Below are 10,756 nucleotides of genomic sequence, written 5' to 3'. Positions count from 1 at the left end.
GAAGTCCTAACCTTTGACGGCGCCGGTGAGTCCGCCGACGATGCGACGCTCGAACAGCGTGAAAAATATCAGTGCCGGAATCATGGACAGTGAGGTGAAGGCGAGTACCTTGGCCGTGTCCACCGAATACTGCGAAGCGAACGCCTGAACGCCGAGCGGCAGGGTGTACGTCTCCTGGTTGCTGAGGATGAACAGCGGCAGAAGATAGCTGTTCCAGCTCGCCACGAAAGCAAGGATGCCCGTCGTCACCACGCCCGGCAGCGACAAAGGAACGACCATCCGGAAGAAGAAGCCCAGCCGGCTCGTGCCGTCGATCGACGCCGCCTCTTCGATCTCATCGGGGATGGCTTTGAGGAACGGGACCAGGATGATGATTGTCACCGGCAAGCCGAAGGCGATCTGCGGGAGGATCACGCCAGCCAGGCTGTTCATCAGGCCGAGATCCCTGACGAGGATGTAGAGCGGCGTGATCGCCACGGTCATCGGGAACATGAGCCCGGCGGCGAACAATGAATACATCGCTCCACGACCGGCAAACGTGTATCGCGCAAGGATGAAGCTCGCCATCAGGCCCAGCACCACCACACCGATGGTCGTGGCGATCCCGGCAATCGCCGAGTTGCCGACCTGCTGCCAGAAGGTCGGGCTCGCGAGCACCTCAGCGTAGTTGTCGAAATTCCACGGGTTCGGGAGTCCCGCGGGCGAATTGGTGATCTGCGAGTTGTCGCGGAACCCACCGAGGATGATGTAGACGACGGGTCCGAGACAGAGCGCGATGAAGACAAAGGCGATGAAGTAGGTCGCCGGGCTGCCCCATGGCTGGCGGTTACTCGGTCGACGCTTTTCGCGCGTGGGTGTGGGAGCTTCGAGAACAGTCATCACTTCTTTCCTTCCGTGAGGGCGCCGGCGGTGTCGCGTTGGAGAACGAACCGCTGGTAGATCAAGGCGATGACGAGGGAGATCAGGAACATGACGACGGCGACAGCACTGCCGTAGCCGAAGTTGCCCGACGTGCGTCCGTTGGCGACCATGTAGGTGGCCATGGTCGAGGTGCCCGCAGTCGAGGCGACGTACTGGCCCCAGATGATGAAGACCAGGTCGAACAGCTGCAGCGAGCCGATGATTGACAGGAACGCCCAGATCCGCAAGGTCGGCCCGAGGAGCGGCAGCGTGATGGTGCGCTGGGTCTGCCAGTAGCTGGCGCCGTCGATCGAGGCCGCCTCGAACAATTCGTCTGGGATGCTCTGCAGTCCGGCGAGAAAGAGTATGACGGCGAAGCCGATGTACTTCCACGAGATGATCACCATCAGGGACCAGATGGCGATGCTCGGATCAGAGAGCCAGTCTGCCTGGAAAGCTCCCAATCCGATGCTTTCGAGCAGCCCATTGACGGCACCGGACGTCTGCAGCATGAGACCCCAGCCAATCCCGACGATGACTTCGGAAATGATGTACGGGACGAAGATGAGGACGCGGATGATCGACCGGCCACGGATCTTCCGGTTGAGCAGGAGTGCGAGGACGACCGCAATGGGGCCCTGGATGACCAGGGAGAGCACCAAAATGAACCCGTTGTGGCGCAGCACGTCGTGGAACGCGCTGTCCTGAAAGATGATCAGGTAATTTTCGAAACCGACGAAGTCGGTGGCCGGCCCAAAGCCCTTCCAGCGGAAGAAGCCGTAGTAGCCGGCGAGGACGACCGGGAAGATGACGAAGGCGACAAAAACGATGATCGCCGGCCCGGCCAGAAGCATGATCTCGAGGCGCTTGCGCCAGTCCGTTGGACGCCGTTTGGGCCGCGGTGCGGCAGGGGACGACGCGCGAACGCCGTCACCTGCCGTTACCGTGCCCTGCGGCGGCTGCTTGTCGGTCAACAACGGAGCACCCACGGCAGGTTCAGTCATTATCTGCTGCTATCCCTTTGCTGCGGCATCGTTCACGGCGGAGACGATGTCTTCAGCTGTGCCCTGACCGGCGAACATGTCGACAACGCCCTTGTTCAGCGCGTTCCCGACGTTCTGGCCGAACAGGGTGTCCAGCCACACCATGACGTACGGTGCGTCGTTGTACGCCTCCAGGATCGACTGGAGCGCCGGGTCAGTGACAACCGCCTGGGCGTCCTGGTTGGCGGGGAGAGTCTGGAACGCCTCTGCGTAGGCCTCCTGATGTTCCTGCTGCATAAAGAAGTTCAGGAATGCAGTGCACTCTTCTTTCGGGGCCTGAGCGGAGCAGGTGAAGCCGTCGACGCCACCCATCATGGCACCCTCGGCGCCTTCGCCTCCCTCAACCTCAGGAAACGGGAACCAGCCGAGGTCAGGCAGCGGCTTCTCGTCAGGGGTCAGCGATGCAATGACACCTGGGTTCCAGGCGCCCATGAGTTCCATTGCTGCTTTTTGATTCGCAAGGAGACCTGCAGAGCTTCCTGCTCCCTGCTGCGCCGATGTGGTGAGGAATCCGTTGTTGAACGGTTCCGTCTTCACGAACTGCTCCAGTTCTTTTCCGGCCTCGAGCCAGCATGGGTCGTCAAATTGCTTCGACTCGGCCGCTTCGTTCATCGCATCCTGCGAGCATGCCCGCAACGCGAAGAAGTAGTACCAGTGCGCTGCCGGCCACGCATCCTTCGCGCCGACGGCGATGGGGTCGATTCCTGCACTCTTGAGCTTGTCAACGACGGAACCGAGCTCGTCGATGGTCGTCGGTGTTCCCTCGACGCCCGCTTCGGCGAAGAGGTCCTGGCTGTAGAACATGCCGCCAGGCAGCACCGCGGTCGGCATTCCGTAGATCTTGTCGTCAACCTCGAAGGCGCTCAATACGCCTTCGGGCACAGCGGCCCTGGTGGCGTCGTCGATGGAATCCGAGATGTCCATGGCCTGTCCTGCTGCAACGACGTCCGCAAGCTTGCCGCCGCCGCGCGCCATGAAGATGTCCGGTGCATCGCCGGAGTTCAGCGCCGTCTGGAGCTTCCCGTCCATCTCTTCGTTCTGGATGGACTGCATCTCAATCGTGACGCCGGGGTTTGCCTCCTCGAACGCTGCGACCGTCTTCTCCCAGTACGCCTTGCCGGCACCGGTCGTCGAGTTCTGCCAGAACGTCATGGTGACGTCGCCACCTTCTGTTGCTCCATCGCTGGAGCCACACGCTGACAGTCCGCCGAGGGCGACTGCTGTCGCCACCCCAACGGTCAACAGCTTCCTGGTGTTCTGCTTGTTCATCTTTGAACGCCTCTCGAAAGTTTCGACATTTGCGCCGAAAGTTGTTAGTATGGTGCGAGCCTAAACATTGCTCCTGTGAAAGGCAAGAGTTTTCCGCAACGAATAGAGATTGGGTTCCTCATGATCGACTCAGGTAGCAAGGTCAAGCTCAATGAATTAGCCGATGAGGCCGGAGTTTCGGTCTCCACTGTCTCGAAAGTCCTCAACGGACGGTCCGACGTTTCCGCGCAGACGCGGGCGAAAATCGAAGAACTCCTCTCCAAGCAGGGATACCAACGACGCCCGGGCCTGCCCAACAGGGGCACCTTGATCGAGCTCGTTTTCCCCGAATTAGAGACGGCCTGGGCCATGGAGATCATCCGCGGAGTCGAAAATGTCGCTCGCGCCAACGATTTGAGCGTCGTGCTTACCGAGTCGGGTGACCGCCACTCCCCATCCCCGGCCTGGATCACCGGGGTTCTCCGCCGGCGCCCGGTCGGGGTGGTGCTCGTCTTCGCCGGTCTCGCAGCGGAAGCGAAGGCGACCCTCCAATCCCGCGCCATCCCGTTCGTGATCATCGACCCGGCCGGCGATCCAGCCCCGGATGTCCCCTCGGTCGGGTCGGCGAACTGGTCCGGTGGCCTCGTCGCCACCCGCCATCTCATCGAACTGGGACACACCCGGATTGCCGCGATCACCGGTCGCGACGACATGATGTGCTCCTTCGCCCGCGTCGACGGATACCGATCCGCCATGAACTCGGCCGGTATTGAGATCGATGAACGCTTCGTGCGATTCGGCAACTTCCAGGTCGACGGTGGCCGCAGCACCGCTCTCGAACTCCTGGCGCTGCCCGACCGCCCCACAGCGATCTTCGCGGGGAGCGACCTCCAGGCGCTCGGCGTCATCGAGGCTGCCAGGACCCTCGGGCTCCGGGTGCCCGTTGATTTGTCAATCGTCGGTTACGACGATCTGCAGCTCGCTCAGTGGTCCAGTCCTGCGCTCACAACCGTGCATCAGCCGCTCACGGCAATGGCCGAGGAAGCGGCGCGGCTCGTAATCCGTATGAGTGAGAGCACCCTCGAAACCATCCCCAGGATGGACCTCGCAACGCGGCTCGTCGTCCGTGAAAGTACGGCCGCGCCGGCTGCGGGCTGACGTGCCGAGGCTGAGGTGTTGCCCTTCCTCTAAGCGCGGCGGACCACGAAGTTGCTCACCTCGGCGTCACGCCCGTCCAGTTCCCCCCACTGCGAGGCATGACTGAGGACGGTGAGTCCCGCCGTCGGATAGTGGCTGGCAAGGTCAACCACAGCGTCCTCATCGGAGTCCACAGACGCGAGCCGCATGGCGAGGTTCTGGATGCCGGGCAGGTGCCCGATCACCAGGACGCTTGTTGCGGTGTCCGGCACCTGGTTGATCACCGCGAGTATCTCCGTGGCGGTTGCCGCATACAGTTTCGGCTCGAGCCGGGGAGTCGGAGCCTTCTCCCCCAACTCCTGGCACACCCAGATGCAGGTCTGGCGCGCGCGTAGTGCGCTGGACGTCAGAATGAGGTCCGGCAGGGCGTCGTGCTCCACCATCCACCGCCCAATCAGTGGCGCGTCCCGGTGTCCCCGTCCGCTCAGGGGCCGCTCATGGTCCGGCACATCCGAATGCCAGTCCGACTTCGCGTGCCGCAGGAGCATCAGGCGCTTCAGATGGTGGGAAGACATTCCCTCACCCTACTTGGAAAGCGGCACCTTAGATGGAGTACTCCGGGGCAGCCCACACCACAACTTCAGGGTGCTCATAGAAGCGGTAACCCTGCCCGCGAACCGTGCGCACCGTGTTGGCCAGACGGCCAAGCTTCGAGCGCAGGCGGCGGATGTGCACGTCAATGGTGCGCTCATTTGGAACCTCATCGGCGTTGCGCCACAACCCGCTGAGCAGTTCCTCACGGCCAACTGTCCGCGAGGCATTTTCGACCAGGTAGTTAAGGAGTTCGAACTCCTTGAAGGTCAGGTTCAGAATGTCACCGTCGAGGTGCACCTCGCGCCGGGACAGGTCAATCAGCACTCCGGTGGGACGTGGAGCCGGAGGAGGTGTGGGCTGCTGTTCGGTGCGCTGACGGCGGTTCACCGTAGGGTCACCCAGCGCCTGCCGGACAACATCAATATCGGTGCCGACGGCGTCTGCCGGAGCAAGCGCGACGGCGGCGTGGCTCTGTGCGCCGGGGACGAGTGTGCGGACGTAGGCCCGCACGTCCTGTGCCAGCTTGCTCAGCGTGGTGTCATTCTCGGCAGCGGTGTCCTCGTCCAGTGCAACGTAGAGAACAAATCCACGGGCGGTGGTGTCCGCCGTTACCGCCTGCGGTCCAGGAATCCCGTTGGGAGTGACCACCGGGACCGGCGCAGTGATGGGGTTGCCAGAGTCAGCAGGTGTAGGCACTGGCTTCAACTGTCCGTAGGCCGGCGCATACGAGGGTGCGGTCGGTTGGGTGTAGGTCGGAAACCCCGGGCGCTGCCCGTAAGTCTGGCGCTGAATACTCGCGCGGTTTTGTGCGTTGCGGAGGGAAATGTGGACGTATCCGGAAGAAACGGTCATGTTTTAAACAACCTCATGGTGAATCGCCGTCATCACGGCTCGAATGCAGGGGTGTGCCCGGTCGAGATGGAGCTTCTGTGGAGCCCGCCGTTGGGCTAGGGAATGCGTAAGAGGGTGGGGTAAACCGTTACGCGCACATTCGACAGCAGCGAGATTCCTGCGCGGACATGATGCCCGGGGAATAAGCTGCGGCTGCAGATGCTGCTGAGTTGGTGTTCACAATCCGAATTATTACACGTAACAATCAGCTACGCACAAGTAACAATGGTAGGGCGTCCGCATGGTGGACGCTTCGAGTGAAGACAAAATGTCAAACCATCAGCATCGTTGCGCGGCACTTGAAGACGAAAAGGTGGCGAGGCGCATCTGTGAGCGGCATATTGTCCAGAGAACCTCTGGATGTCCGGAAGTGCTCAGGGGTGAGCGCCCGGATAGTGGACAATCGACCCAGCTAGCCGACGACGCCGTAGAGGCGGTCTCCTGCGTCACCGAGGCCAGGCACGATGTAGGCGTTTTCATTCAGTTTCTCGTCGATGGAGGCGAGGACGATGGTGACGTTTTTGCCCTCCAGTTCCTGCTTGAGGACCTCGAGGCCCTCGGGCGCGGCAAGGAGGCAGATGCAGGTGACATCAGCTGCACCGCGGCGGAACAGGAACTTGATGGCCTCACGGAGGGTTCCTCCCGTAGCCAGCATGGGATCGAGCACGAACACCTGCCGGCCCGTGAGGTCATCAGGGAGCCGTTCAGCGTAAGTGATGGCCTCGAGGGTCTCCTCATTCCGGGCCATTCCCAAAAAACCGACTTCCGCGGTGGGCACGAGGCGGGTCATTCCCTCGAGCATGCCCAGACCGGCGCGGAGAATGGGAACGACGAGGGGTGTCGGCTTGACCAGGCCGGTTCCGACCGTTGTGGTGACAGGAGTCTCGATCTGCACCGGCTCAACGCGCACATCCCGGGTGGCCTCATACGCGAGCAGTGTCACCAGTTCCTCCGTGAGTAACCGGAAGACCGGAGACGGAGTGTTCTTGTCCCTCAGGACCGTCAATTTATGGGACACCAGGGGATGGTCCACTACCAGAACGCGCATTGCTCAAAAGTATCATTGGCACATGTCCAGCCACCGCGTCCCCGCAGAGCGGGACCATGCCGCGTGGATGCAGCTGGCGCTGGCCGCCGCCCGGCACACGGGTGAGACGGCGGACGTGCCGATTGGCGCCGTCGTCGTCGGTCCTGATGGAACGGTGCTGGGCACCGGCTGGAATGAGCGTGAGGTAACCGGTGATCCCACCGCCCACGCGGAAGTACTGGCCATCCGGCGGGCGGCTGCCGCGCTGGGCGCCTGGCGGCTGGAAGGCTGCACGCTGGTGGTGACGCTCGAGCCGTGTTCGATGTGCGCGGGTGCAAGCGTGCTTGCGCGGATTCCCCGCGTGGTTTTCGGCGCCTGGGATGAGAAAGCGGGCGCCGCCGGGTCAGTATTTGACGTGCTGCGTGAACGCCGACTGAATCACTGGACCGAAGTTTTCCCCGGGGTCCGCGAGGACGAGTGCGCAGCCCTGTTGAAGGAGTTCTTCGCCGCCCGGAGGGGATGACGTAGGGTGATTGCTAAGTGTACTTACCAATCGCGCCACCGAGATAAGGAGCAGGAATGAATTCGCAACAGGACAGCATGAAGGAACTCAGGAAGATTGTGAAGGACGCTGATATCGCGATCCTCACCACTGTGAACGCCCAGGGCCAGCTTGTGAGCCGGCCGCTCGCGGTGCAGGAGGCAGAGTTCGACGGCGACCTGTGGTTCTTCACGGAGGACCCCTCCCCGAAGGCGGATGAAATCCGCGCCAACCCACAGGTGAACGTGTCCATCAGCAGCGGCAAGGGCTATCTGTCCGTAGCGGGGACGGCGACGCTGACGAAGGACCGCGCCAAGATTGATGAGCTGTGGAGTTCTTCGGTCAAGCCGTGGTTCGACGGCAAGGATGATCCGTCCGTTGCCCTGATCAAGGTGGACGCCGACACCGCCGAATACTGGTCGCTTGATACTCCACGAGTGGTGGCGGCTTTCGAGATTGCCAAGGGCATGGTTACCGGCGAGCGCCCTGATCCGGGGAAGAACGACGTCGTCGACCTCTAGCGTCCGCCGTTTTGGGCACAGAGTCACTCAGCCGGTAAAGTGTTGGCGTTGGTGACGTGTCCGAGCGGCCGAAGGTGCAACACTCGAAATGTTGTTTGGTGTAAAAGCCAACGTGGGTTCAAATCCCACCGTCACCGCCACCTGAGAAGGCCCTGTTTCCCTCGTCACAACGGGAAACAGGGCCTTTTGCTTCCTCGAGAAAAGTCCTGCGGTGTGGAGCAATAGCAGAATTTCTGCCGTGCTTCGCTACACGTACGGCTCGATACCCAGAGACCAGACAGCCCACGGGTTGCGCCCGGCAACCTTTACGGCAATGGTGGGTAGTAAGGCTACTGACAATCCAAGGAGGACTCATCCATGTCCAGCGATATCAATCTCAAGGCACAGGAAAAGCTCGGCTCCATCATCGCTGCCCGGGAGGTGGACCGGCTGGATGAAGTGTTTGCGCAGGACGTCGTTGACCATGACCCCGCGCCGGACGCCGCTCCGGGTGTCCGCGGCATTATCGACTTCTGGGTTGACTTCCTGAACGCCTTCCCGGACCTCGAGCTTAATCCTGAAGTGATGATGGCAGACGAAGACAAGGTCACCGTAGTACTGACTCTCGCTGGGACACACCATGGTCCTTTTCAGGGTATTGAACCGACCGGACGCAGCATCCGCATCCGCGGAATCCAGGTGGCCCGCTTCGAGAACGGGTTGATCGTGGAACGCTGGGGCTGCTCCGACGAGGCAGGTATCCTCAAGCAGCTCGGCGCTGCATAGGTCGCATCTGAGTACAGCGGGTCAGCAGCCATCGTGCCCTTTGCGGCACTATGACTGCTGACCCGCTTCGCGTCGGCGTTAGCGTTGGAGCATGGCATTACGCGCGCTGGCCGTCGGCCGGAAACATGAACCCTGGGTTGCCGACGGCATTGCCCGCTACGAGAAGCGGCTGAAGAAGCCCTTTGACCTTTCCTGGCAACTCATCCCGCATTCCGCCCGCGAAGGCGACGCCGCCCGGGACGAGGAGTCGGCACGCCTCCTCGAACGGCTGGGCGGGAAGAACGCCGCCGATTACGTCTTCCTCCTCGATGAGCGGGGCAAAGCCATAGACTCCCCCACCCTCGCTGCCCGGCTCCAGCAGCCCCTCGACAATTCCCGCAACATCACATTGATCATCGGCGGAGCCTACGGCGTCAATCCCGAAGTGCACGAACGCGCCGACTTTGTCTGGTCTCTCTCACCGCTCGTCTTTCCGCACCAGCTGGTCCGGCTCATCCTCGCCGAGCAGCTCTACCGGTCCCAGGAAATTGCAGGGCGCCGGCCCTACCATCACGAGTAGCCGCCCTGACCATCACGAGCGGTAGGACCGAGCCAAAGCGTCAGCGGCAGCGAATAGAGTAGGAAGAACCTACTACTTCTACAGGAAGTAGAACGGCATCGCGGGAGGAGGAGACTGATGGCCAGCACGCACGCGCGCCTCGTACGCGCGATTGCCACCGCCGTCGTTATCTTCTTCCTTGCCGCAGGCGCTCACCTTGCCGGTGGAGCAGCGCTTCCCAGCCCGCTCATCCTCGGAACGCTCGCGGTCACCACGCTGCTCGCGGTGACCATCCTGTCGCGGAAAAAACTGCCGCTCCCCGCCGTGCTGGGTACCCTCGGCGCCGGTCAGGTACTGCTTCATCAGGCGTTCACAACACTGACGACGACGGCGGCCTGCGTCCCTACCTCCAGCGTCCACTTCGGTCCGCAACAGGTTCACTGCACGCCCGCCGGCGGCATGGAGCACGCGCATGCCTTCTCGATGTTCGACAACCCGCTGATGCTCGCGGCGCACGCCGGTGCGGTCATTGTCACCGCGCTGATGCTTTATCACGGGGAAGCGTCGCTGGAACTGGCGGCGCAGTGGCTGCGGCCCCTTGCCGCGCTGCCGCGGCTGGTGGCTTTTCCGCCGCTGGCCGATCTCCCGGTCATCCCTGCAGCTCCCGTCCACGACTACCTCGCGCCGCTGCTGAGCATGAGGCTGCTGCGCGGTCCGCCCCTGTCCACCTCTCACTAGCCAACACCGGCGCCACATCAGCGCCCTTTCCACACTTCAGCTTGTTCCTGGACAAGCACCTTTGAGAGGTAACACCATGAAATCTTCAGTTCGCCGTACCCTGACCGCAGCCGCCGCAACCACTGGCCTGATGGGCCTTGGCCTCACCGGCGCCGCAGCACACGTCAACATCACCCCCGACACCACGGCGGCGGGCGCACACGCCCTGCTGACTGTGTCGTTCTCGCACGACTGCGAGGGTTCGCCCACCAACAAGCTCACCATTTCCCTGCCGGAACCCCTGGTGGACGCCAAGCCGGAGATTGTTCCCGGGTGGACGGTGGAGAAGGTAACCGAGACGCTTGATGAGCCGCTGACACTGGATAACGGAAGCAGCGTGACCGAGCGCGTCGGGCAGATCGTATACACAGCCGAGACCCCTGTGCAGGACGGCTACCTGCAGCAGTTCGACATGTCGGTTCAGCTGCCGGAGCGCGAGGGTGAAACGCTTGCGTTCCCCGTCCTGCAGAGCTGTGTGGAGGGAGAGACCGACTGGGCGGAAATCCCCGCTGAGGGCGAGGACCCGCACAGCCTCGAGGCACCCGCACCCACCATCACGCTGACCGGAGCCGAGGAGCACGGCCACGCTGAGGAAGCGGCAACGGAAACCACCGCCGAAGAAGCTGATCTGGAAAGCGCGTCCGCCAGCAATGACTCCTCCGGCGCCTCCACCGTTGGCTACGTAGGACTTGGAGCCGGCTTGCTCGGGCTGATCGCCGGCGTCACCGCCCTCCTGCGCACGCGCAACGCCAAGGCGTAAGGGTCTAACGTTCC

Annotated in this window: 13 protein-coding genes and 1 tRNA gene; 8 read left to right on the top strand and 6 right to left on the bottom strand. The window is 62.4% G+C overall.

Features of this window, described 5'->3' with window-relative positions; genetic code table 11:
• Nucleotides 1-6: 6 nt before the first annotated feature.
• The 3 genes from AC1MBU_RS04205 to AC1MBU_RS04195 are packed head-to-tail and all read right to left on the bottom strand — an operon-like array spanning nt 7 to nt 3,212.
• The gene (locus AC1MBU_RS04205) at nt 7-879 is read right to left on the bottom strand and encodes a carbohydrate ABC transporter permease (protein WP_277358047.1); all 873 of its coding nucleotides are present in this window, start codon (nt 877-879) and stop codon (nt 7-9) included.
• The gene (locus tag AC1MBU_RS04200) at nt 879-1,904 is read right to left on the bottom strand and encodes a carbohydrate ABC transporter permease (protein ID WP_277358048.1); all 1,026 of its coding nucleotides are present in this window, start codon (nt 1,902-1,904) and stop codon (nt 879-881) included. Before AC1MBU_RS04200 ends, AC1MBU_RS04205 begins: the two co-directional genes overlap by 1 nt.
• A gap of 9 nt (nt 1,905-1,913) precedes the next feature.
• On the bottom strand, nt 1,914-3,212 hold the full coding sequence (locus tag AC1MBU_RS04195; RefSeq protein ID WP_479788764.1) for an ABC transporter substrate-binding protein: 1,299 nt from the start codon (nt 3,210-3,212) through the stop codon (nt 1,914-1,916).
• A gap of 120 nt (nt 3,213-3,332) precedes the next feature.
• Between AC1MBU_RS04195 and AC1MBU_RS04190 the strand changes: the two genes are divergently transcribed.
• Nucleotides 3,333-4,349, top strand: a complete 1,017-nt coding sequence (locus AC1MBU_RS04190; protein WP_277358050.1) for a LacI family DNA-binding transcriptional regulator — start codon at nt 3,333-3,335, stop codon at nt 4,347-4,349.
• A 29-nt stretch (nt 4,350-4,378) separates the two neighbouring features.
• On the opposite strand, the gene AC1MBU_RS04185 is transcribed toward AC1MBU_RS04190, so the two are convergent.
• The 3 genes from AC1MBU_RS04185 to upp form a co-directional block, all read right to left on the bottom strand.
• Entirely contained in the window at nt 4,379-4,903 is a 525-nt protein-coding gene (locus AC1MBU_RS04185) for a SixA phosphatase family protein (protein WP_056546294.1), read from the bottom strand.
• A gap of 28 nt (nt 4,904-4,931) precedes the next feature.
• The gene (locus tag AC1MBU_RS04180; protein ID WP_479788761.1) at nt 4,932-5,774 is read right to left on the bottom strand and encodes a winged helix-turn-helix domain-containing protein; all 843 of its coding nucleotides are present in this window, start codon (nt 5,772-5,774) and stop codon (nt 4,932-4,934) included.
• Nucleotides 5,775-6,225: 451 nt separating this feature from the next.
• On the bottom strand, nt 6,226-6,861 hold the full coding sequence (upp, locus tag AC1MBU_RS04175; protein ID WP_056546288.1) for a uracil phosphoribosyltransferase: 636 nt from the start codon (nt 6,859-6,861) through the stop codon (nt 6,226-6,228).
• A 22-nt stretch (nt 6,862-6,883) separates the two neighbouring features.
• Between upp and tadA the strand changes: the two genes are divergently transcribed.
• The 7 genes from tadA to AC1MBU_RS04140 all read left to right on the top strand — a co-directional run bounded on the left by tadA (nt 6,884) and on the right by AC1MBU_RS04140 (nt 10,742).
• Nucleotides 6,884-7,363 (top strand): tRNA adenosine(34) deaminase TadA, encoded by a 480-nt coding sequence (tadA, locus tag AC1MBU_RS04170; RefSeq protein ID WP_479788759.1) that lies wholly within the window; start codon nt 6,884-6,886, stop codon nt 7,361-7,363.
• Between the two features lie 56 nt (nt 7,364-7,419).
• On the top strand, nt 7,420-7,902 hold the full coding sequence (locus AC1MBU_RS04165; protein WP_479788757.1) for a pyridoxamine 5'-phosphate oxidase family protein: 483 nt from the start codon (nt 7,420-7,422) through the stop codon (nt 7,900-7,902).
• A 50-nt stretch (nt 7,903-7,952) separates the two neighbouring features.
• A tRNA-Ser gene (locus AC1MBU_RS04160) sits at nt 7,953-8,042 on the top strand.
• Between the two features lie 217 nt (nt 8,043-8,259).
• A complete protein-coding gene (locus tag AC1MBU_RS04155; RefSeq protein ID WP_479788755.1) occupies nt 8,260-8,667 on the top strand; it encodes an ester cyclase in 408 nt (135 codons plus the stop codon).
• A 91-nt stretch (nt 8,668-8,758) separates the two neighbouring features.
• Nucleotides 8,759-9,226 carry a 23S rRNA (pseudouridine(1915)-N(3))-methyltransferase RlmH gene (locus tag AC1MBU_RS04150; protein ID WP_479788750.1) on the top strand — a complete coding sequence of 156 codons (468 nt, stop codon included), beginning with the start codon at nt 8,759-8,761 and terminating at the stop codon, nt 9,224-9,226.
• 117 nt (nt 9,227-9,343) lie between these two features.
• On the top strand, nt 9,344-9,943 hold the full coding sequence (locus AC1MBU_RS04145; RefSeq protein ID WP_479788747.1) for a hypothetical protein: 600 nt from the start codon (nt 9,344-9,346) through the stop codon (nt 9,941-9,943).
• A gap of 76 nt (nt 9,944-10,019) precedes the next feature.
• Nucleotides 10,020-10,742: a YcnI family copper-binding membrane protein gene (locus AC1MBU_RS04140; RefSeq protein ID WP_479788744.1), complete on the top strand. Its 723-nt coding sequence runs from the start codon at nt 10,020-10,022 to the stop codon at nt 10,740-10,742.
• Nucleotides 10,743-10,756 lie beyond the last annotated feature (14 nt).

It is taken from the genome of Arthrobacter sp. PTI12, from assembly GCF_056679915.1.
Note: the sequence above shows the minus strand (reverse complement) of the source record. Positions and strands in the feature narration are given on the sequence as shown.

Coding starts and splice junctions, on each gene's coding strand:
- AC1MBU_RS04205 (WP_277358047.1), bottom strand. CDS start 879: ATGACTGTTCTCGAAGCTCCCACACCCACGCGCGAAAAGCGTCGACCG.
- upp (WP_056546288.1), bottom strand. CDS start 6,861: ATGCGCGTTCTGGTAGTGGACCATCCCCTGGTGTCCCATAAATTGACG.
- AC1MBU_RS04145 (WP_479788747.1), top strand. CDS start 9,344: ATGGCCAGCACGCACGCGCGCCTCGTACGCGCGATTGCCACCGCCGTC.
- AC1MBU_RS04165 (WP_479788757.1), top strand. CDS start 7,420: ATGAATTCGCAACAGGACAGCATGAAGGAACTCAGGAAGATTGTGAAG.
- AC1MBU_RS04155 (WP_479788755.1), top strand. CDS start 8,260: ATGTCCAGCGATATCAATCTCAAGGCACAGGAAAAGCTCGGCTCCATC.
- AC1MBU_RS04180 (WP_479788761.1), bottom strand. CDS start 5,774: ATGACCGTTTCTTCCGGATACGTCCACATTTCCCTCCGCAACGCACAA.
- AC1MBU_RS04190 (WP_277358050.1), top strand. CDS start 3,333: ATGATCGACTCAGGTAGCAAGGTCAAGCTCAATGAATTAGCCGATGAG.
- AC1MBU_RS04200 (WP_277358048.1), bottom strand. CDS start 1,904: ATGACTGAACCTGCCGTGGGTGCTCCGTTGTTGACCGACAAGCAGCCG.
- AC1MBU_RS04150 (WP_479788750.1), top strand. CDS start 8,759: ATGGCATTACGCGCGCTGGCCGTCGGCCGGAAACATGAACCCTGGGTT.
- AC1MBU_RS04140 (WP_479788744.1), top strand. CDS start 10,020: ATGAAATCTTCAGTTCGCCGTACCCTGACCGCAGCCGCCGCAACCACT.
- AC1MBU_RS04185 (WP_056546294.1), bottom strand. CDS start 4,903: ATGTCTTCCCACCATCTGAAGCGCCTGATGCTCCTGCGGCACGCGAAG.
- AC1MBU_RS04195 (WP_479788764.1), bottom strand. CDS start 3,212: ATGAACAAGCAGAACACCAGGAAGCTGTTGACCGTTGGGGTGGCGACA.
- tadA (WP_479788759.1), top strand. CDS start 6,884: ATGTCCAGCCACCGCGTCCCCGCAGAGCGGGACCATGCCGCGTGGATG.